The organism is Nocardioides sp. TF02-7 (assembly GCF_022437945.1).
In the GTDB taxonomy this organism is placed as follows: Bacteria; Actinomycetota; Actinomycetes; order Propionibacteriales; family Nocardioidaceae; genus Nocardioides.
Genome location: NZ_CP092535.1, coordinates 2,442,951 through 2,461,774 on the forward strand (window position 1 = coordinate 2,442,951; position 18,824 = coordinate 2,461,774).

20 protein-coding genes, 3 tRNA genes and 2 pseudogenes are annotated in these 18,824 nt (G+C 73.2%); 14 read left to right on the top strand and 11 right to left on the bottom strand.

From position 1 onward, the window contains the following. Positions 1 to 29: 29 nt before the first annotated feature. The 3 genes from MF408_RS12555 to MF408_RS12565 all read right to left on the bottom strand — a co-directional run bounded on the left by MF408_RS12555 (position 30) and on the right by MF408_RS12565 (position 2,586). The gene (locus MF408_RS12555) at positions 30 to 1,202 is read right to left on the bottom strand and encodes a zinc-dependent alcohol dehydrogenase (RefSeq protein ID WP_240247981.1); all 1,173 of its coding nucleotides are present in this window, start codon (positions 1,200 to 1,202) and stop codon (positions 30 to 32) included. Continuing rightward, a complete protein-coding gene (locus MF408_RS12560; protein ID WP_240251906.1) occupies positions 1,199 to 1,756 on the bottom strand; it encodes an SRPBCC family protein in 558 nt (185 codons plus the stop codon). Before MF408_RS12560 ends, MF408_RS12555 begins: the two co-directional genes overlap by 4 nt. 65 nt (positions 1,757 to 1,821) lie before the next feature. Further along, complete coding sequence (locus MF408_RS12565) at positions 1,822 to 2,586, bottom strand: hypothetical protein (protein ID WP_240247982.1); 765 nt, start codon at positions 2,584 to 2,586, stop codon at positions 1,822 to 1,824. Positions 2,587 to 3,146: 560 nt separating this feature from the next. On the opposite strand from MF408_RS12565, the pseudogene MF408_RS25395 reads away from it, so the two are divergent. Continuing rightward, positions 3,147 to 3,527: pseudogene (locus MF408_RS25395) on the top strand (glutamate synthase-related protein); the annotation flags it as partial. A gap of 127 nt (positions 3,528 to 3,654) precedes the next feature. Further along, positions 3,655 to 4,008 (top strand): glutamate synthase-related protein, encoded by a 354-nt coding sequence (locus MF408_RS25400; protein ID WP_275693468.1) that lies wholly within the window; start codon positions 3,655 to 3,657, stop codon positions 4,006 to 4,008. Between the two features lie 150 nt (positions 4,009 to 4,158). On the opposite strand, the gene MF408_RS12575 is transcribed toward MF408_RS25400, so the two are convergent. From MF408_RS12575 to MF408_RS12585, 3 genes are all read right to left on the bottom strand, one after another. Beyond that, on the bottom strand, positions 4,159 to 5,037 hold the full coding sequence (locus tag MF408_RS12575) for a cache domain-containing protein (RefSeq protein ID WP_240247983.1): 879 nt from the start codon (positions 5,035 to 5,037) through the stop codon (positions 4,159 to 4,161). A gap of 9 nt (positions 5,038 to 5,046) precedes the next feature. Further along, the gene (locus tag MF408_RS12580; RefSeq protein ID WP_240247984.1) at positions 5,047 to 5,193 is read right to left on the bottom strand and encodes a hypothetical protein; all 147 of its coding nucleotides are present in this window, start codon (positions 5,191 to 5,193) and stop codon (positions 5,047 to 5,049) included. A 728-nt stretch (positions 5,194 to 5,921) separates the two neighbouring features. Next, positions 5,922 to 6,314 (bottom strand): hypothetical protein, encoded by a 393-nt coding sequence (locus tag MF408_RS12585; RefSeq protein ID WP_240247985.1) that lies wholly within the window; start codon positions 6,312 to 6,314, stop codon positions 5,922 to 5,924. 248 nt (positions 6,315 to 6,562) lie between these two features. On the opposite strand from MF408_RS12585, the gene MF408_RS12590 reads away from it, so the two are divergent. The 8 genes and pseudogenes from MF408_RS12590 (at position 6,563) to MF408_RS12625 (ending at position 14,223) form a co-directional block, all read left to right on the top strand. Then, positions 6,563 to 7,384: a (Fe-S)-binding protein gene (locus MF408_RS12590; protein ID WP_240247986.1), complete on the top strand. Its 822-nt coding sequence runs from the start codon at positions 6,563 to 6,565 to the stop codon at positions 7,382 to 7,384. 143 nt (positions 7,385 to 7,527) lie between these two features. Further along, a pseudogene (locus tag MF408_RS12595) lies at positions 7,528 to 7,800 on the top strand (FAD-dependent oxidoreductase); the annotation flags it as partial. 139 nt (positions 7,801 to 7,939) lie between these two features. Beyond that, positions 7,940 to 8,905 (top strand): FAD-binding oxidoreductase, encoded by a 966-nt coding sequence (locus MF408_RS12600; protein ID WP_240247987.1) that lies wholly within the window; start codon positions 7,940 to 7,942, stop codon positions 8,903 to 8,905. A 174-nt stretch (positions 8,906 to 9,079) separates the two neighbouring features. Beyond that, the gene (locus MF408_RS12605) at positions 9,080 to 9,241 is read left to right on the top strand and encodes a hypothetical protein (RefSeq protein WP_240247988.1); all 162 of its coding nucleotides are present in this window, start codon (positions 9,080 to 9,082) and stop codon (positions 9,239 to 9,241) included. Further along, positions 9,238 to 10,788: an amino acid permease gene (locus tag MF408_RS12610; protein ID WP_240247989.1), complete on the top strand. Its 1,551-nt coding sequence runs from the start codon at positions 9,238 to 9,240 to the stop codon at positions 10,786 to 10,788. The genes MF408_RS12605 and MF408_RS12610 overlap by 4 nt, the downstream gene beginning before the upstream one ends. Further along, positions 10,785 to 11,876 (top strand): LLM class flavin-dependent oxidoreductase, encoded by a 1,092-nt coding sequence (locus tag MF408_RS12615; protein ID WP_240247990.1) that lies wholly within the window; start codon positions 10,785 to 10,787, stop codon positions 11,874 to 11,876. Before MF408_RS12610 ends, MF408_RS12615 begins: the two co-directional genes overlap by 4 nt. After that, entirely contained in the window at positions 11,873 to 13,045 is a 1,173-nt protein-coding gene (locus MF408_RS12620; RefSeq protein WP_240247991.1) for a CapA family protein, read from the top strand. The genes MF408_RS12615 and MF408_RS12620 overlap by 4 nt, the downstream gene beginning before the upstream one ends. 26 nt (positions 13,046 to 13,071) lie before the next feature. Then, on the top strand, positions 13,072 to 14,223 hold the full coding sequence (locus tag MF408_RS12625) for a CaiB/BaiF CoA-transferase family protein (protein ID WP_275693152.1): 1,152 nt from the start codon (positions 13,072 to 13,074) through the stop codon (positions 14,221 to 14,223). A 41-nt stretch (positions 14,224 to 14,264) separates the two neighbouring features. On the opposite strand, the gene MF408_RS12630 is transcribed toward MF408_RS12625, so the two are convergent. Together MF408_RS12630 and MF408_RS12635 are read right to left on the bottom strand one after the other, a co-directional pair. Continuing rightward, positions 14,265 to 15,026, bottom strand: coding sequence for a hypothetical protein (locus tag MF408_RS12630; RefSeq protein WP_240247993.1), 762 nt, complete (start codon positions 15,024 to 15,026; stop codon positions 14,265 to 14,267). A 90-nt stretch (positions 15,027 to 15,116) separates the two neighbouring features. Beyond that, positions 15,117 to 15,191: transfer RNA gene (locus MF408_RS12635), tRNA-Phe, on the bottom strand. Positions 15,192 to 15,288: 97 nt separating this feature from the next. On the opposite strand from MF408_RS12635, the gene MF408_RS12640 reads away from it, so the two are divergent. The 3 genes from MF408_RS12640 to MF408_RS12650 all read left to right on the top strand — a co-directional run bounded on the left by MF408_RS12640 (position 15,289) and on the right by MF408_RS12650 (position 16,345). Further along, a tRNA-Glu gene (locus MF408_RS12640) sits at positions 15,289 to 15,361 on the top strand. 80 nt (positions 15,362 to 15,441) lie between these two features. Then, positions 15,442 to 15,515: transfer RNA gene (locus MF408_RS12645), tRNA-Asp, on the top strand. 563 nt (positions 15,516 to 16,078) lie between these two features. Beyond that, on the top strand, positions 16,079 to 16,345 hold the full coding sequence (locus tag MF408_RS12650) for a metallopeptidase family protein (protein ID WP_345893735.1): 267 nt from the start codon (positions 16,079 to 16,081) through the stop codon (positions 16,343 to 16,345). Here MF408_RS12650 and MF408_RS12655 read toward each other — a convergent pair. The 3 genes from MF408_RS12655 to MF408_RS12665 are packed head-to-tail and all read right to left on the bottom strand — an operon-like array spanning position 16,336 to position 18,024. Beyond that, on the bottom strand, positions 16,336 to 16,665 hold the full coding sequence (locus MF408_RS12655) for a CrcB family protein (protein WP_240247994.1): 330 nt from the start codon (positions 16,663 to 16,665) through the stop codon (positions 16,336 to 16,338). The two genes, MF408_RS12650 and MF408_RS12655, sit on opposite strands and share 10 nt — an antisense overlap. Next, on the bottom strand, positions 16,662 to 17,054 hold the full coding sequence (locus MF408_RS12660; RefSeq protein WP_240247995.1) for a CrcB family protein: 393 nt from the start codon (positions 17,052 to 17,054) through the stop codon (positions 16,662 to 16,664). Before MF408_RS12660 ends, MF408_RS12655 begins: the two co-directional genes overlap by 4 nt. Positions 17,055 to 17,100: 46 nt before the next feature. Beyond that, positions 17,101 to 18,024, bottom strand: coding sequence for an ATP-binding protein (locus MF408_RS12665; RefSeq protein ID WP_240247996.1), 924 nt, complete (start codon positions 18,022 to 18,024; stop codon positions 17,101 to 17,103). Between the two features lie 372 nt (positions 18,025 to 18,396). On the opposite strand from MF408_RS12665, the gene MF408_RS12670 reads away from it, so the two are divergent. After that, positions 18,397 to 18,753, top strand: coding sequence for an FAD-dependent oxidoreductase (locus MF408_RS12670; RefSeq protein WP_240247997.1), 357 nt, complete (start codon positions 18,397 to 18,399; stop codon positions 18,751 to 18,753). Positions 18,754 to 18,824: the final 71 nt, after the last annotated feature.

An 18,824-nucleotide genomic window follows, 5' to 3' on the forward strand; every position in this document is an offset into this window, starting at 1 on the left:
CCCGGGCACCAGGACGAGCAGGTCGGCGGTCAGGGGGTGAGGACCACCTTCGTGCACTCGTCGTTCTTGTGCTTGAACATGTCGTAGGCCTCGGGCGCCTCGGTCAGCGGCATCCGGTGGCTGATGATGTACGTCGGGTCGATGTCGCCGTTGCGGATGTGCTCCAGCAGCGGCCGCAGGTAGCGGTGCACGTGGGTCTGGCCGGTGCGGATGGTCAGCGACCGGTTCATCACCGAGCCGAGCGGGAACTTGTCGACCATCCCGCCGTAGACGCCGACCATCGAGACCGTGCCGCCGTTGCCGCAGGCGAGGATCGCCTCGCGGATGGCCTGCGGCCGCTCGGTCTGCAGCTTCATCAGCTGCTTGGCCTTGTCGTAGGCGTGCACGGCGGTGAAGTCGCCGTGGGCCTCCATGCCGACCGCCTCGATGCAGTGGTCGGGGCCGCGGCCGGCGGTGAGCTCGCGCAGCTCGAGGAGGACGTTGGTCTCCTCGAAGTTGACGGTGGTCGCGCCGGCCTTCTCCTCCGCCATCGCCAGCCGCTCCGGCACCCGGTCGACGACGATCACCTCGGACGCGCCGAGCAGCCGCGCGCTGGCGGCGGCGAACTGCCCGACCGGGCCGGCACCCCACACCGCGACGACGTCGCCGGGCTCGATCCCGCACATCTCGGCGGCCATGTAGCCGGTCGGGAACACGTCGGTCAGGAACAGCACCTGCTCGTCGGTCAGGTCGTCGTCGATCCGCATCGGCCCGACGTCGGCGAACGGGACGCGGACGTACTCCGCCTGCCCGCCGGGGTAGCCGCCCAGCAGGTGGGAGTAGCCGAACAGCCCGGCCGGCGAGTGGCCCATGAGCTTCTCGGCGAGGCCGGCGTTGGGGTTGGAGTTCTCGCACAGCGACCAGAGACCGCGCTCGCACGAGCGGCAGCCGCCGCAGGCGATCGGGAACGGTACGACGACCCGGTCGCCGACCCGCAGGTTGGTGACGGCGGGGCCGAGCTCGACGACCTCGCCCATGAACTCGTGGCCGAAGATGTCGCCGGGCTCGACCATCGGCACGTAGCCGTCGTAGAGGTGGAGGTCGGAGCCGCAGATCGCCGTGCTGGTGACCCGGACGATCGCGTCCCGGTCGTTGAGGATCTGCGGGTCGGGCACGTCGTGGACGCCGACCTTCGTGGGCCCCTCGAAGCAGACCGCCTTCACCGCACGCCTCCCTTCAGCGCCCGGCCGGGTCGCTGGAGCACCTGGTGCCGGGCGTCGGTGCCCTCGGGCAGCGCCTCGGTGCGCACGACATCACCGGTCTCCATCACCTGCTTGAACCGCCGCAGGTCGTCGCGCACCTGCTGGACCGGGTTCTCGCCCAGCAGCCGGGCGACGGCGCGGCCGACCCGACCGCCCGGGACGTCGTAGTGCAGCACGACCTTCACCTCGGTGCCCCGGCCGTCGGGTGTCGGGCCGAAGTGGACGGTGCCCGCGTTGTCGACGTCGGCGCCCGGGAGCGACTTCCAGGCGAGGCGCCGGCCGGGCTCCTCGCTGGTGATCTCGGCCTCCCACCCGACGCTGCGCCGGCGCAGGGGTGCGTTGGCGCGCCACCGGGAGCGGCCGCCGCCCAGGTCCTCGACGGTCTGCAGGTGGAGCATGAACCGCGGCAGGTTCTCCAGCGACCGCCAGAACGCGTAGACGTCCTCCGGGCTCCGGTTGACGGTGACCGACGCCTGCAGCTCGAGCGGGCCGGGGCGGCCACGACCGTGCTGCATGCGGCGCGTGCGCGCCGCGGCGTACAGGTCGACCGCGGTGATCCCACCGACGACGCCGAGCGCGGTCAGCACACGCGTACGGCGGGTGCCGCTGCGGGAACGGGCGGCCGAGGCGAGCAGGGCGAGGTCGAGGGCGTCGCCGCCGACGCGGGTCCACACCGCCCCGGTGGGCCCGCCGAGCAGCGTGACGGCGTGCAGCAGCTCGCGGGCGCCGACCGCACGGACGACGAGCGTCGACCGGGGGTCGTCGTCGACGCCCACCGCCCGGGCGACGGCCTGGGGGGGCGAGCAGCGGCGCCACGCCGAGGGCGGCGCTGGTCCAGCCGAGCCTCGTCACGAGGCGTCGGGTCCGGTTCTCCGGTGCGTGCATGGGGGTCTCCGATCGGGACGGGGCGCCCGGGTGCGAGGCGCGTGGCCTCGTCCGGGCGGGTGGTCAGGCGGCCTGCTCGTCGAGGAACCGCACCTGCTGCTGGGGGCAGCGCCGTCCGGTCCTTCTCCTCGAGGGTGGTCCCGGCCGCCGCGATGACGTGGCGCACCTGCTCGCGGTCGTGGTCCTTGTCCTCGGGGCAGGTGACGTCGATGATCCGGCGCCCCTCGGGCTCCTCGAGGACCGCGTCGTAGCCGCGCTGGTGGAGGGCCGTCAGCACGACGACGGGGTCCTGGCCCTCGGGCACCTGGTAGCGCAGCTCGTGGGCGGGGTCGGGCCGCCGCACCTTCCCGGTGCGACCCGCCCGGCCGCCGCCGGCGAAGATGACACCGCTGAACAGCAGCCACAGCGCGATCACGACGATGACCAGCACCGGGATGAGGGCGAGGGCGGAACCGCCCATGGCAGCGCTCCTTCCGGTCGAGCGGACGTTGCGGGGTCGGTACCCCTGCCGGTCCGCGTCAACCGGCCCGGAGGAGAGCAGCGGCCGGTTCGCGGCCGGTCCGGCTGGGTACCGGCTCCGGCATGAAGAGGCGTTGGGTGCTGGGGCCGCTGGCCGCCGTGGGTGCGGTCGCCGTGCGCGACCTGGTGCAGCGCGACCACGCGATCCTGCGCAACTTCCCCGTGCTCGGCCACGCCCGCTTCCTGCTGGAGGCGGTGGGGCCGGAGCTGCGCCAGTACATCGTCGCCGGCAACGACGAGGAGCGGCCGTTCAGCCGCGACCAGCGGCGGTGGGTCTACGCGTCGGCGAAGCTGCAGAACAACTACTTCGGCTTCGGCACCGACAACGACCTCGAGCACTCCTCCGGCCACGTCGTCGTGCACCACCGGACCTTCGGCGAGGAGCGCCCGACCCACGGCGCCGTGGGGCAGGAGGCCCGGCTGCCGGCGGCCAAGGTGCTCGGCGGCTCGCGCGGGCGCCGGCACGCGTTCCGACCGGCGTCGGTCGTCAACATCTCCGGCATGAGCTTCGGCTCGCTGTCAGGCCCCGCGATCGAGGCGCTCAACCGCGGCGCTGCCGCCGCCGGGTGCCTGCACAACACCGGCGAGGGCGCGGTGTCGCCGTACCACCGCTCCGGCGGCGAGCTGGTGTTCCAGATCGGCACCGCCTACTTCGGCTGCCGCGACGAGGGCGGCCGGTTCAGCCTCCCGCGGCTGAAGGAGCTGGTGGAGCGGGAACCGGTGCGGGCGCTCGAGATCAAGCTCAGCCAGGGTGCGAAGCCCGGGCTCGGCGGCGTGCTCCCGGCGGCGAAGGTGTCGCGCGAGATCGCCGAGACCCGGGGCGTCCCGATGGGGCAGGACTGTCTCAGCCCGTCGCGGCACGCGGAGTTCGGCGACGTCGACTCGCTCCTCGACTTCGTCGAGCTGCTGGCGGCCGAGACCGGTCTCCCCGTCGGCATCAAGTCGGCGGTCGGCGACCTCGGCTTCTGGCACGAGCTCACCGACCTGATGGCGCGGGGGCGACCGCGGCGTGGACTTCGTCGACATCGACGGCGGCGAGGGCGGCACGGGGGCCTCGCCGCTGATCTTCACCGACGCCGTCTCGCTGCCGTTCCGCCTCGGCTTCGCCCGGGTGTACGCCGAGTTCGCGCGGCGCGGGCTCGCCGAGGACGTGGTGTTCGTCGGGGCCGGCAAGCTCGGCCTGCCCGACAACGCGGTGGTGGCTTTCGCGTTGGGCGCCGACCTGGTCAACGTGGGACGGGAGGCGATGCTCGCCGCGGGCTGCATCCAGGCCCAGCGGTGCCACACCGGCGGCTGCCCGACCGGCGTCGCCACCCAGAACCCCCTGGCTCACCCGCGGCCTCGACCCGGTGAGCAAGGGTGACCGGGTCGCCAGCTACGTGCGCACTCTGCGGCGCGACCTGCTCAAGGTCGCCGAGACCTGCGGCGTGCCGCACCCCGGCCTGATCGGGCCGGAGTCCGTCGAGGTGCTCGACACGCTCGCGGACGGCCGGCTGCTGCAGGACGTCTACGGCTACGAGCCGGGCTGGGGCCAGCCATCGGCCGCCGACCGCGCCGCGATCGCCCGGATCATGGCGGCCGCCGACGAGGCGGAGGCCGAGACCGAGGGACCGCCCGAGACCGCCGTCGACGGTGAGCCGCAGGACGCGATGGAGGGCCGGCTGCCGCACACCGAGGGCTGAGCGCGGCGTCGCGTCAGGCGGGCGCCTCGACCAGTGCCCACGGCAACCGGGGGAGCGGCACGGCGGGCGGTCGGCCCTCGTCCGGCAGCAGGCAGCCGGTGATCCAGCGGCTCGAGGTCGAGACGACCACCCGGCCCCTCCTCGTTGGCGAGGACGGCGTGCCTGCCGAGCCGGCCGAGGACGACCGACTCGAACCGGGTGACCAGGACGTCGGCACCGGCGACGCCGAGGAACCGGCCGTCGACCTCCATCGGCACGGTGAACGTGAGCATGTAGCCGTCGGTGCCGTGCACGTCGACGTACGGGCCGGCGACGTGGCGGCTGCCGGTGCGCCGGGGGACGGCGAACCACTCCGCCGCCGCGTAGTCGTAGAACCCGAGGCTGTCGGGGTGCAGGTCCACCTCGAGCGGGACCGGCACGTCGCGCTGCGGCGACCACTGCCACCACTCGAGCCGCAGCGGGTGGTCGGCCAGGGTGCCGGGCTCCAGGATGATCCCGAGCCCGACGGCGACCTCCCCCGGCCTCTGGAGCAGGTCGCGGAACGCCGGTGCGAGCGCGCGCACGTCCTCGTCGGCGAACCGGCGGCCGGCGGCGGTCGCCGCCGCGTGCCGCGCGAGCGTGACCCGCCGGACCTCGGCCACGGTGGCGAAGATCCCCTCGATCGCCTCGCTGATGACGAGGGCGGGGTCGGGTGCCTGCGTCGTCGTCATGCGCACTCCTCAGCTCGCGGTCGACCGGGTCATCGTGATGTGGTCCTCGATCAGGAGCCGGGTGTCGTCGGCGACCTGGGCCTCGGTCAGCGCCCGGGCGCGGTCGCCGTCGTGCCGGGCCACCGCCTCGACCACGGCCGCCCGGGCGGTCGCCACCACGGCCGCCGACCGGTCGGGGGCGCAGCCGCCACATCACCTGCGCCAGGTCGCCCTGGATCTCGATCTCGAGCCTGGTCAGGCGGGCGGACTGCGCGGCCGCGGCCATCTCGATGTAGTACCGCCCCTCCAGCCGGTGGAGGGCGGTGCCGTCGCGCGCCTCCGCCATCCGCGCGGCCAGCTCGCGGAGCCGGGCCAGCTCGGTGGCCGAGGCCCGCTCGGCCGCCAGCCGGGCCGCCGTACCCGCCGCCATCGCGTGCAGGTCGCCGAGCTCGCGCAGGTCGCTGACGCCGATCTCGCCGAGACGCTCCTGCGACAGGGCGGCCAGGGCCGCCTGCGACATCCGCACGAGCTGCCCCCGCCGCGGCCGCGGCGGGTCTCCACCAGGCCCCGTTGCCGCAGGTCGGCCAGGGCGTCGCGCAGGGGTCACCGTCGAGACGTTGAGGGTCGCGGCCAGCTGCGACTCCGACGGCAGCTGCTCGCCGTCCTCGATCAGCCCGAGCGCGATCGCGCTGCCCAGGCGGCGCGCGACCTCCTCGCTCCGGCCTGCGCCGCCGAGCGGGGTGAGCAGCGCGTCGCGGGCGTCGCCGGAGAGCAGTCGCACGGCCGCCTCCTCGCGCTCGCCGGGCCCGGTGCGGGCGCGCCGGGGGTGCCGATCGTAGTGCAGTCCGGCTGCCGCCGGAGGTGGTCACGAAGGGGCTTGCCAGTAAACATGCACTCCCATAGGTTTAGCCCGCGCACGTGATCTGTCTCACAGGTGGGAGCAGGCGGATGACCCAGACCGAGAGCGGGAGCGGCCACCCGGGCGGCCCCGACAGCCCCGACGCCTTGGCCGGGCCGTTCACGCCCGGGATGCGCGACAACCCCGAGGAGCTCGCGCAGTACGTCGACACGATCGTCGGGCAGCCGCTGCCCCTGGCCGACGGGTCGCCGCCGACCAACGGCGGCCCGCCGGCCGACGGCGCCGCCGCGGCCACGACACCGGAGCAGGAGTTCGCGGCGCAGTGGCGCAACGCGGCGTACAACTGCTTCTCCTCCGGGCACAAGTTCTGCCGCGAGGTGTGCCCGGTGATGCAGGTGACCCGCAACGAGTCGTGGACGCCGACCGCCTTCCACGCCAACGTCGTGGCGATGGAGAAGGGCGAGGTCTCCGTCGCCGACGTCGCGGCCGACTACGTCAACTGCACCCAGTGCGGCGCCTGCGAGCTGCGGTGCCCCCAACACGCTGTTCACCGGCGACTTCTACCGGTTCCGCACCCGCACCGTCGACGTCGTCAAGGCGGTCCGGGCGCTCGCCGTCGAGCAGGGCGTCCACCAGGAGGGCTGGCGCACCTGGAACGCGCGCACCGACGAGCTCACCCACGAGCCGGTGCTGGGCGAGACCCCGGTCAGCCAGGAGCACGTGCGCGACTGGAGCGCCGGTCTCGACCTGCCGATCGGCGGCGAGACGGTCCTGTTCGTCGACTGCGAGGCGGCGTTCTACCGCACCTCGGTGCCGCGGGCGGTCGCCCAGGTGCTGACGATGGCCGGCGTCGAGTTCGGGCTGATGGGCGAGCAGTGGTGCTGCGGCGGGCCGGCCGCCGAGATGGGGTACGTCGACCAGGCGCGGCGGTTCGCCCGGCACAACCTCGACAACTGGCGCTCGACCGGCACCAAGCGGGTGCTGGTGCTCGACCCGCACGACTACATCTCCTTCACCGAGGACTACCCGCGGTACTTCGGCGCGGAGTACGACATCGAGGTCGTGCTCGTCGTCGAGCTGTTCGCGGAGCTGATCCGCGAGGGGAGGCTGACGCCGTCGGTGCCCGTCGAGCGGACGATCACCTACCACGACCCGTGCCGGCTCAACAAGCGCAAGGGCATCTGGAAGGAGCCGCGCGAGATCCTCCGGGCGATCCCGGGACTGACCTTCAACGACGTCGACCGGGTGACCCAGTGGTCCTACTGCTCGGGAGGCGGCGGCGGGCTGCCGATCGAGAAGCCGGAGCTGACCGAGCGGATCTCCGCCAACCGGCTGGAGAAGGCGGCCGCCCTCGAGGTCGACACGCTGGTGAGCGCGTGCCCGTGGTCGGAGCGGCCGCTGTCGGCGGCGGGGGAGAGCCGGTCGATCGACGTCGTCGACATCCACGAGCTGCTGGCGGCCTCGCTCGGCATCGAGGTCGGGGGCACGACCCACGGCGGTGCGTCGTGACCATCCAGCTCGAGCGCATCGACGAGGTCGTGACGGCGCTGCGCACGGTCCTTGCCGACGACCAGATCCTCACCTCGAAGGCCGACCGCCTCAACCGGGCCCGGGTGCCGGCGCCGTTCCCCGTCCACCGCTGGGCGGAGCGGATGCCCGACCTGGCGGTGCTGCCGACCAGCACCGAGCAGGTCGCCGGCGTGGTCCGCATCGCCAACGACCTCCGGGTGCCGGTGGTGCCGCGCGACGGCGGCACCGGCCTCACCGACGGCGCCGTGCAGCTGCGCGGCGGGATCGTGATCGACGTCAAGCGGATGAACCAGGTCAAGGAGATCGACCTCGACAACCGCACCGCCACGGTCGGCACCGGCATCAACATGCTCAAGCTCAACGAGGAGCTGGCGCGGCACGAGCTGTTCTACCCCCGACGACCCCGCGTCGTACCCGTGCTCGTTGGTCGGCGGCCGGATCGGCACCAGTGGGTGGTCGCTGATCGGGTCGCGCTACGGCCACACCCGCGATCTCGTCCTCAGCTTCGACCACGTGCTGCCCACGGGCGAGGTCATGCACGTCGGCGACGGCATCGGCCACAAGGTCAGCAAGTCCTCGAGCGGCTACCAGCTCAAGCACCTGTTCATGGGCCACCAGGGCACGCTCGGCATCGCCACCGAGGCGACCCTCAAGCTCTACCCCAAGCCGGAGGCCGAGCTCTCGCCGTTCTGGGCCTTCGACAACTACGACGACGCCTACCGCTGCGTCGGCGCCCTGGCCCGCGCGGGGGTCGCGACGTTCGCCGGCGCCGTGCTCTTCGACGAGTGGAAGGTCGCCTACCTGCGCCGTGACGACGAGGCCTACATCCCCCAGCCCGGCGACGTCCGTGCGCTGGTCTGCGCGGTGATGTACGGCTACGAGGACGAGGTCCGCCCGGCGGGCAAGCGGCTGTTCCGGATCGCGAAGGAGCACGGCGCCCGCTACCTCGGCGACGAGATCTCCGAGGGCGACTGGGCGGCGCGGCACGACCGCTACGCCACCCCGCTGCACGGCCGCACCAAGGACGGCCAGGTCGTGCCGATGAGCTGGCACTGCGAGGACGCGGCGATCAGCTACACCCACCTCCCGTCGGTCACCCGGGCCTGGCACGAGATCGTCGCCGACCTGCGCCGTAAGACCGACGTGTTCGACGACTGGGGGATGTTCGCCTACACCTCCGCCGACACCGGGGTCGACTACCTCACCGAGATCGACGTCGGGATCTGGGAGCAGCAGCTCGACGACCGGGCGTGGGAGCTGTGGGTCCGGGCCAAGCGCGACATCGCCGCGGTCGCCCTCGCCCACCACGGGTCGATCAGCGCCTGCCACGGGTCCTGCCGCGACGGCGAGGTCGACCTCGTGCCCGACGAGCTCGGGCGCGGCTTCGACGTGATGCTCGACATCAAGCGCGCCCTCGACCCCCACAACATCATGAACCCGGGGAAGTACCACCTCGACCGGGCCTACGAGCAGGCCCACGAGAAGGGAGGCCGCGGATGAGCCCGCAGGAGCCCGAGGGCACCGAGGACGTCGGAAGCGCGGACGGCGCCGCGAAGACGGGGGAGCCGGATCGGCTACCGGTACGCCGAGCAGCACGACCCGCCGCGGCCGGAGCGGGTCAGCGACGTCGCGGTCGCGACGTTCGAGCACGTCTACGAGGTCGACCCGCGCCTGATGGAGCGCTGGGTGCTCCAGCAGGAGTTCCCCAACTGGGACAGCCTCCGGATCATGAACAGCCGCCACGAGCACCTCGACTGGATGCACCGCCACTTCGCCGACGTGGTCGTGACCGGCTCGGAGCTGCTCGCCGAGGTCGAGCAGGAGGACCCACGATGAGCCACCGCCTCGAGGACGACGCGGCGTCGCACCAGCACCACGAGCACGACGCCGACGCGGCGGCCCTGGCGTCGCTCGGTTACCAGTCGGAGTTCAAGCGCGACATGAGCCTGTGGGCCAACTTCGCCCTCGGGTTCACCTACCTCTCGCCGGTCGTCGGCATCTACACGCTGTTCGCCGTCGGGCTGATCACGGGCGGCCCGGCGATGATCTGGTGGCTCGTGATCGTCGGCGTCGGCCAGCTCCTCGTCGCGCTCGTCTTCGGCGAGATCGTCTCCCAGTACCCGGTCGCGGGCGGCGTCTACCCGTGGGCGCGCCGGCTCTGGGGGCGCAAGTGGGCCTGGATGACCGGCTGGGTCTACCTGGTCGCGCTGCTGACGACGATCGCGGGCGTCGTCTACGGCTCCGGGCCGTTCCTGGCGCAGCTCGTCGGCTTCACCCCCGGCGAGGCCTCCACGATCACCTGTGCGCTGATCCTGCTCGCCGTGGCGCTGGCCATCAACCTGATGGGCACCCGGTGGCTCGCGACCGCCGCGATCATCGGCTTCAGCGCCGAGCTGCTGGGTGCGATCGCGGTCGGCGCGTGGCTGCTGCTGACCGAGCGGCACCACAACCTGTCGGTGCTCTTCGACACTGAAGGCGTGGTCGGCCACAGCGGCGGCTACCTGTCGGCGTTCCTCGCCGCCGCGCTGATCGGCATCTACCAGTACTACGGCTTCGAGGCCTGCGGCGACGTCGCCGAGGAGGTGCCGAACCCGGCGCGGCAGATCCCCAAGGCGATGCGGATGACGATCTACGTCGGCGGCGCGGCGGCGATCTTCGTGTGCCTCTCCCTGCTGCTCGCGGTCGCCGACTACGCCGCGGTCATCGACGGCACCGACGCCGACCCGGTCACCACGGTGCTGCACAACGCGTTCGGCGAGGGCGGCACCAAGGTGGTCCTCGTCGTCGTGATGCTCTCGTTCCTGTCCTGCGCGTTGAGCCTCATGGCCGCCGCCAGCCGGCTGATGTACTCCTACGCGCGCGACGACATGATCTTCGGCTCGCGGCTGTTCCGGACGTTCCTGCCGCACCGCCACGTGCCGCCGTACGCCATGGTCGTCGCCGCGATCGTGCCGGCGGTGATCGTGCTCGGCTCGGTGTTCTCCACCAAGGCGCTCACGTCGATCATCTCCTTCGCCACCCTCGGCATCTACCTCGGCTTCCACATGGTGACGGCAGCGGCGCTGCGCGCCCGGCTCAAGGGCTGGGTGCCGAGCGGCGCGTTCACGCTCGGCCGCTGGGGGATGCTCGTCAACGTCGCGGCGCTGGCCTACGGCGTGCTCGCAATGGTCAACATGGCGTGGCCGCGCACCCCGGACCTGCCGTGGTACGACAACTGGCTGGTCGCCCTGTCGGCCGCCATCGGCGCCGCCGTCGGCCTGGCCTACATGCTCCTCGTGCGTCCCTACGAGCGCAGCAACGCGCCGGCGGGTGACGCCATCCCTCGTCGACCGGGTCCACCGGGGCCCGCCGAAACCGCCGCACCCACAAGGAGTCGAGGATGAGATTCAGCTACGCGATGCTCCCGGACTACCCGCTCACCGAGTCCCTGGCATCCATCCAGAAGGCCGACGAGCTCGGCTTCCACGCCGTCTACGCCGCCGACGAGACCTGGCACAAGGACCTGTGGCTGCTGTTCGCCGCGGCGGCCGCGTCCACCAGCCGGATCCGGCTCGGACCCAGCATCTCCGGGATCTGCCTGCGCGAGCCGACGCTGATCGCCCAGGCCGCGGCCACCCTCGACGAGCTGACCGGGGGACGCGCCGAGGTCGCCGTCTCCAGCGGCAACTTCGGCCTGCTCGCGCAGTACGGCATCGACTGGGCCAAGACCAAGCCGCTCTCGCGGGTCAAGGAGGCCGTCCACGTCATCCGCACCCTGCTCGACGACGGGGTGATCACCTACGACGGCGAGTTCTTCAAGTACAACGGCCTGTTCACGTTCGCCCGGCCGGTGCAGGACCACCTGCCGGTGAAGATGGGCGCGATGCGGGGACCGAAGTCGTTCGAGGCCTCCGCCGAGTTCTCCGACGGCTGCCACCACGCGCTGAGCTACACCCGCGAGGCCTACGAGTTCATGATGGAGCACTGCGCGATCGGCGCCGAGCGGGCCGGCAAGAACATCGAGGACCTCGACATGGGCTCCTGGGTGGTGTTCTCGATCGCCGAGGACTCCGCGATCGCCAAGGACGCCGCCCGCAGCATGGTCGGCCTCTACGCCTCCTCGATGCCGCACGAGCAGCTGAAGCGCAACGGCGTCCTCCCCGAGGAGATGGCGCCGATCATCGACGCGATCGGCGCCGGCGACATGGCCCGCGGGATCGAGCTCACCACCCCCCGACATCGCCGAGCGGCTCTCGATCGCCGGGACGCCGGAGGAGGTCGTGGCCAAGATCAAGGAGCAGATCGAGCCGACCGGGGTCAACCACATGATCCTCGCGATCACCGATGCCGCGCTGGTGAAGGCGCTGATGGGCCGCGAGCTCGAGGGCGTGCCCGACATCAACGCCCAACTCCAGCTGGTCCACGACCAGGTGATGCCGGCGTTCGCCTGACCTCGCCGGCGGGTACCTGCCCGTTACCCTCCTGCCCATGACGTCGCGCCGGTCCCGGGCGGCGCGGTGGGCGCGGCGGGCGGGCGGAGCGGTCGCGCTGGCCGCACTCGCCGCCTGCTCGACCGGACCGTCACCGTCGTCCCCGTCGTCGGAGCCGTCCTCCTCGGTCCCGTCCTCGTCGGCCACGGCGACGGGGGAGGGCTCGACGGGCGCCGGCGAGCCGGCGGCGCCACCGCCGCGACCGATCACGCTGGCGTTCGCCGGCGACCTCCACTTCGAGGGGGTGCTGCGGGACAGGTTGGGCGACCCGGCGACGGCCGTGGCACCCGCGACGCGCACGCTCGCCGCGGCCGACCTCGCGATCGTGAACCTCGAGACGGCCGTGGGGTCCGGCGGCCGCCCCGAGCCGGGCAAGCGGTTCACGTTCCAGGCGCCGCCGGCGGCGTTCGCGGCTCTTGCCGCGGGCGGCATCGACGTGGCGACCATGGCCAACAACCACGTCCTCGACTTCGGACGCGCGTCGCTCGGCTCGACGTTCGCGGCGATCCGCGCAGCCGAGGCCGGCCGGCCGCCGCTCTCGGTCGTCGGCATCGGCCGCGACGCGGAGGGTGCGTTCCGGCCGGCTCACCGTCGCGTCGACGGCACGAGGGTGGCGGTCATCGGCGCCACCGTCGCCGGCAGCGACCCGACCGCCGACCCGACCGGACACTGGGCCGCCACCCGCACCCGTCCCGGGACGGCCGACGGCACGGACCCGGCGCGGCTGCTGCGCGCCGTCCGCACGGCGGACCGAGGAGCAGACATCGTCGTCGTCTACATGCACTGGGGGACCCAGGGCGAGCAGTGCCCCGACCCGCTGCAGCGGTCCCTCGCCCCCAGGCTCGTCGAGGCCGGCGCCGACGTCGTCGTCGGCAGCCACACCCACGGGCTGCAGGGCGACGGGCGGGTCGGACCCGGCTACGTGGCCTACGGCCTCGGCAACTACGTCTGGTACACGCCGTCCCCGGCCGGCTCGGTGACGACCGGCGGAGTGCTGACGCTGACCGTCGTACCGCCGCGGTCGCCCACCGGCCGAGCGACGGTCCGGGACGCCGCCTGGGAGCCGGTGGTGGTCGGCGCCGACGGCCTGCCGACCCCGGTCGCCGGGGCGGGCCGGTCGGCCTTCGCGGACGAGATGGCCGCGCTCCGCGCGTGCGCGGGCGTCCGTTGACAGGACCCCTACAGGAAGGAAGGCGCGTGCGCCCACTCGAAGGAACACTGGTGGTGGCCCTGGAGCACGCGGTCGCCGCACCGCTGGCCACCCGGCACCTCGCCGACCTCGGCGCCCGGGTGGTCAAGGTGGAGCGCCCCGGGGTCGGCGACTTCGCCCGCGGGTACGACCGGTCCGTCCACGGGCAGGCCAGCTACTTCGTCTGGCTCAACCGCGGGAAGGAGAGCGTGGAGCTCGACCTCAAGGACGAGGCCGACCGCGCGCTCCTGACCTCGGTCGTCGACCGGGCGGACGTCGTCGTGCAGAACCTGCTCCCCGGCGCGGTGGAGCGGCTCGGCCTCGACGCCGAGACCCTGCGGGCGCGCAGGCCGGAGCTGGTGCACTGCTCCATCTCGGGCTACGGCCCCGACGGCCCGTACGCCGCGAAGAAGGCCTACGACCTGCTCGTCCAGTGCGAGTCGGGCCTCCTGTCGGTCACCGGGCCGGCCGAGGAGCCGGCGAAGGTCGGGATCTCCGTCGTCGACATCGCCACCGGGATGTACGCCTACTCCGGCGTCCTCGCGGCCCTGCTCCGCCGGGCGCGCACCGGCGACGGCGCGACCCTGCACGTCTCGATGCTCGACGCGATCGGCGAGTGGATGATGCAGCCGACCTACCTCAGCGTCTACGGCGGCCACCCGTTCGTCCGCACCGGGGCGCGGCACGCCTCCATCGCTCCCTACGGGCCCTTCGCGACCGCGGACGGCACGGTGTTCCTGGGCGTGCAGAGCGACCGGGAGTGGGCCGTGCTGTGCCGCGACGTGCTCGGTGAGCCGCAGTTCGTCGAGGACGAGCGCTTCGCCCGCAACCCCGAACGGGTCCAGCACCAGGCCGAGATCCGCGAGCTCATCGAGCGGTGCTTCGCCGACCGCCCGGCCGAGCAGGTCCTGGCCGCCCTGGAGTCGGCCGGGATCGCGTGTGCCCGCCTGCGCTCGACCGAGGAGTTCTTCCACCACCCGCAGCTGGAGGCGCGCGGGCGGTGGCGCGACGTCGGCACTCCGAACGGCGCGGTGCGTGCGCTGCTCCCGCCGGCGAGCTTCTCCGACGTCGATGCCGTCATGGGCGACGTACCGGCCCTGGGCGCGCACACCGCCGCCCTGCGCTCGGAGTTCGGCGAGCCGGGGCGAGCCCGGCGATAGCGCGGCCGCCGGGGGAGCCAACCACCGGACCCCGGGGGGCGTCAGGTCACGGGCCGCTGCCCCGGGCGCCGGGCCGCGAGCGCGGCGACGGCGACGACGACCACGCCGACGACCGCGGTCGCCGTGACGGCGGTGCTGCCGTCGCGGATCCCGGTGGCGGCGATCCCGACCAGCGCCCAGACGCCCGCGACCGCGTAGGCGACCACGCCCCTCGCGCGGATCAGCACCACGCCGAGGGTGACGGTCGCGATGGCCAGGACGACGAGCTGCCACGTCTCGGACCCGGCCTCCGCGAGGTCGAGGGCCACGGCGGCCGTGGCGGCGTTGAGGAAGAACGCGGCGGTGACCCAGCCGGCGTACAACCCGACCGCCGCGCGGGTGAGCACGGTCGCCCACCGGCTCGGGCAGTGGTGCCGGGCCGCCGTCAGCACGGCGTCGAGGGCGGCCGCGAGCATCACCGCGAGCACGACCGCCGTCAGGACGCTGCTGTCGAGGCCGGCCACGGCGATCCAGGCGACGGCCGCGAGGTAGAGCACCAGCTGGTCGACTTGAAGCCGCCGGGGGACCGCGGCGTCCGCACGGAGCAGGACGGCGAGCGCTTGGGCGATGGCGAGCGCGTAGATCACGCTCCAGATCGAGAACGCCCAGCCCTGCGGCGTGATCAGCAGCTCGGCGCCCGAGCCGTTGCCCGGTGAGCTCCCGGGGCCGGAGATGGTGACGACGGGCGCTACCGCCTCGAGGACGGCGGCGACCAGCACGCACCAGGCCAGCGGGGTGCGGTCGGGGGACTGGGGGCGATCCATGGAGGTGCGGTACCCCGGGGGCGGCCGCTCACCGCTCGCGGAGACGAGCGACGCCCCCGCCGGTCGGGCCGGCGGGGGCGTCGTGCTCGGTGGGCAGGGGGCGGGGTCGAACCGCCGACCTTCCACTTTTCAGGCGGACGCTCGTACCAACTGAGCTACCTGCCCGAGCAGTGGCACACCTTACCCGAGGTCGGGGCCGCACACGAAAGCCAGGGCCGGTGACTATGCTGTGCGGGCCGCGTCGGGCCACCCGGCGCGGCGGGCCCCCATCGTCTAGCGGCCTAGGACCCCGCCCTTTCACGGCGGTAGCGCCGGTTCGAATCCGGTTGGGGGTGCGAGCGGTGGTGGTGCGGCACCGGTGGCCCTCGATTGGGAGCGGCCGGGCACCATGGGTTAGAGTTCCACCGCTTCACAAGGCCCCGTAGCGCAGTTGGTTAGCGCGCCGCCCTGTCACGGCGGAGGCCGCGGGTTCGAGTCCCGTCGGGGTCGCCGCAGAGCCCGGACCGCAAGGTCCGGGCTCGCTGCATTCGGGGCGACCCGGGGGCACCGCACGGCCCCGGTCGGGTCACGGCCGGCAGCAGCGTGCGGACGAGTGGGGGGCGCCCCGCCCCTGCGTGGGGACAGTCGAGGAGCGGGGCTGCGGACCGGCCGTCCGGGGGAGCGCCGGCGGGCCCACCTCGAGCGTACGGCCGCTGTGGGTCGCGCGTCCTGAACCGGGCGCAGAGCGGTACCAGTCCCGGGAACCTCAGTCGTCAGGGTGAGAGTGAGCCATGGGCCACTCTCACCCTGACGACCGTGAAAAGGGGAGGGCCCCGCTCCAGCGTGGGGGATGAGCAGGAACGGGGCCCTTGCCGGAGCAGGCTCCAACTCCTCCGGCGGGAGCACTCTAGGGAAGAACCGGCCGCCGTGTCCCCGGACTGGCCGAAAAGTTAAGGATCTGGTCACCCGGCACAATGGGGATGTGCCAGTCGAGATGGATCCCGAGCGCTTCGACGCCCTGGTCGAGGCCGCGCTCGACGACATCCCCGACGAGCTGGCCGCGCTGGTCCGCAATGTGGTCGTCCTCGTCGAGGAGGAGCCCCCGGAGGGGGGAGCCGTACGACCTGCTCGGGCTCTACGACGGCGTCGCCCTGACCCGGCGCGACAGCACCCTCGGCGTGGAGCTGCCCGACCGGATCTTCATCTTCCGCGGCCCGCTGCTCGACATGTGCGAGGACGAGGACGAGCTGGTCGACGAGATCAGGATCACCGTGGTGCACGAGGTCGCCCACCACTTCGGGATCGACGACGACCGGCTCCACGAGCTCGGCTACGCCTGAACGAGGGCGAACCCGGCCGCACACGCCAGCAGCCCGAGCCCGATGGTGACGACGGCGTACGCCGTCCCACGACGGGCGCCGAGGTCGCGGCTCTGCACCGCGAAGGCGGAGTAGGTCGTCAGCCCGCCGCAGAACCCCGTCGCCACCAGCGCCCACGCCGCGCCGTCGAGCGAGGCCCCGGCGGCCGCGCCGAGCAGCAGGGAGCCGACGAGGTTGGCCGTGAGCGTGCCCATCGGCAGCCGGCCGTCGAGCCGGGTGCCGAGGTGGAACCGCAGCGGGGCGCCGAGCGCGGCGCCGACCGCGACCCACAGCAGGGTCACCGCGCCTCCTCCCGGGTGGGCGGGGGGAGTGAGCGTCCCGACGACGGTGACGGCGACGAGGCAGGCGCCGAACGTGCCGAGCAGGTACCCCCGGCGAGGACCGCGTCGCCGTCGGCGAGCAACCGGCGCGCCTGCTCCGAGGTCGCCGACAACGTGGTGAACCCGCCGAGGAGCCCGGGGCCGAGGCCGGCCGCCCAGGTCGCCGACCGGCGTACCGGCCGCAGCAGGGAGAGAGCGGCCAGCAGCGCGGAGCCGGCGACGTTGACGGCGAACGTCGTCCAGGGGAAGCCGGTCCCGTCCGGCGCGGCCTCGCCGGCGAGGTGCCGCAGCACGGCGCCGGCGGCTCCGCCGGCCGCGACGGCGAGCAGCAGTCGCGGGCGGACGGTCACCCGGCGATGCTAGGCGCCGGCCGAGGGCGCGGGTCGCCCGCCTCCGCTAGACCCGTGAGTCGGCGCTGCCGTGCCACGGCACCGGCTGGGCGCCGGCGGCCTGGCGGCGGAACTCGCCGAGGAACCAGATCTGGAACGCGCGCTGCTCCGGCGTGCGCGGCGGCGTGAGCAGCCGCTCGGCGCGGCTGAAGTCGTCGGCGGCCTCGAGCAGGTCGATCAGCGCCCCGATCTGACGCGCGACCTGGGGGGCCATCCGCAGCCGCAGGTCGATGGTCTCCTCGCCGGCCTCCAGGGCCTCGTCGACCTGCTCGCGACCCATGCCGTAGCGCAGCGGGAGCTCGAGGGCGTTGAAGTGCTCGGAGAGCACCTTGGAGAGCGGGTAGTCGGTCTCGTGGGCGAGGGCGAGCAGCCGGATCTCCCGACGCAGGTCGCGGTAGTGCCGCTGGAACTGGGCGAAGGTGCGGACCGGGATGCCCTGCACCTGGATCGCCACCTGGCCCAGCTGGGTGCGCTGCTCACCGAGGGACGGCGGCGCCATCAGCTGGTGCTCGGCGCCGCTGTCGTCGGAGAACTCCCCGGCCGGCTCGAACCACACCGTCTTGCCGTCCTCCTCGACCACGGTGCCCCACGCGACCGCCGCCCGGGCCACGATGTCGAGGCCGCGGCCGAAGGCGGTCAGGGTCGAGACGTCGAAGGTCTCCGCGGCGCCGGAGTCGAAGGCGTCGAGGTCGAACGCGTCCAGGTCGATGCCACCCGCGGCCGAGCCGGGCTGCGGCGGCACCGTGGAGGCGTCGTAGACCTCGATCCGCGGGTGCTCGGGGGTGCCGCGGAGCTGGAGCCGGACGGGCGGGTCGCCGTGCAGGACCGCGTTGGTGACCAGCTCGGAGACGCCGAGCTCGGCGCACTCGACGAGGTCGTGGCGCTCGATGGCCTCGCAGGTGCGGACCGCCCACCGGCGGGCCTCCTGCACGCTTCGCGGGCCCGTCGTCAGGATCAGGGCCTGCCGGTGCGGCAACGTCCATCCCCTTCCGTGTCCGCGCCCGAGTCGAAGAACGTCTGCAGTCTTCTGAGAATCCAGGGTCCACTACCCCCGCCCACCACGCCTCAAACATCAAGCGTGTGAGGAAGATTCTCACCCCTCCCGGGCGTTCACCGCGAGGGGCGCGCAGGACGGGATCCGCGCCTCATCCCCCAAATGGGGTACCGGACCGACGGTCGAGTGTGACCGACGGAACGAGCCGCCGATTGGAGCGGTCCCTCCGCCCGCGGGACAATGAGGTGGGAGGACAACGTCGTCACGGCCCGACCGGCACGGAGCACCCGAAGCCACAGGAGGCACGACATGGCAGCTGAGACCCCCATGCCCGACCGCGCGATCGTCCCGCGGTCCGACCGGCACCAGGTCGTGGTCGTCGGCTCCGGGTTCGGCGGCCTGTTCGGCACCAAGGCGCTGCGGCGGTCCGACGTCGACATCACGATGATCGCCAAGACGACCCACCACCTCTTCCAGCCGCTGCTCTACCAGGTCGCGACCGGCATCCTGTCCGAGGGCGAGATCGCGCCGCCCACCCGGGAGGTGCTGGCGAGCCAGAAGAACGCCCAGGTGCTGCTCGGCGAGGTCACCGGCATCGACCTCGCCGCGCGCACGGTCACCTCGCACGTGCTCGGGCGCGAGCTGGTGACGCCGTACGACTCCTGATCGTCGCCGCCGGCGCCGGCCAGTCCTACTTCGGCAACGACCACTTCGCCCGGTTCGCCCCCCGGCATGAA

Coding starts and splice junctions, on each gene's coding strand:
- MF408_RS12560 (WP_240251906.1), bottom strand. CDS start 1,756: ATGCAGCACGGTCGTGGCCGCCCCGGCCCGCTCGAGCTGCAGGCGTCG.
- MF408_RS12565 (WP_240247982.1), bottom strand. CDS start 2,586: ATGGGCGGTTCCGCCCTCGCCCTCATCCCGGTGCTGGTCATCGTCGTG.
- MF408_RS12575 (WP_240247983.1), bottom strand. CDS start 5,037: ATGACGACGACGCAGGCACCCGACCCCGCCCTCGTCATCAGCGAGGCG.
- MF408_RS12600 (WP_240247987.1), top strand. CDS start 7,940: ATGCACGTCGGCGACGGCATCGGCCACAAGGTCAGCAAGTCCTCGAGC.
- MF408_RS12605 (WP_240247988.1), top strand. CDS start 9,080: ATGGAGCGCTGGGTGCTCCAGCAGGAGTTCCCCAACTGGGACAGCCTC.
- MF408_RS12610 (WP_240247989.1), top strand. CDS start 9,238: ATGAGCCACCGCCTCGAGGACGACGCGGCGTCGCACCAGCACCACGAG.
- MF408_RS12615 (WP_240247990.1), top strand. CDS start 10,785: ATGAGATTCAGCTACGCGATGCTCCCGGACTACCCGCTCACCGAGTCC.
- MF408_RS12620 (WP_240247991.1), top strand. CDS start 11,873: ATGACGTCGCGCCGGTCCCGGGCGGCGCGGTGGGCGCGGCGGGCGGGC.
- MF408_RS12630 (WP_240247993.1), bottom strand. CDS start 15,026: ATGGATCGCCCCCAGTCCCCCGACCGCACCCCGCTGGCCTGGTGCGTG.
- MF408_RS12650 (WP_345893735.1), top strand. CDS start 16,079: ATGTGGTCGTCCTCGTCGAGGAGGAGCCCCCGGAGGGGGGAGCCGTAC.
- MF408_RS12670 (WP_240247997.1), top strand. CDS start 18,397: ATGGCAGCTGAGACCCCCATGCCCGACCGCGCGATCGTCCCGCGGTCC.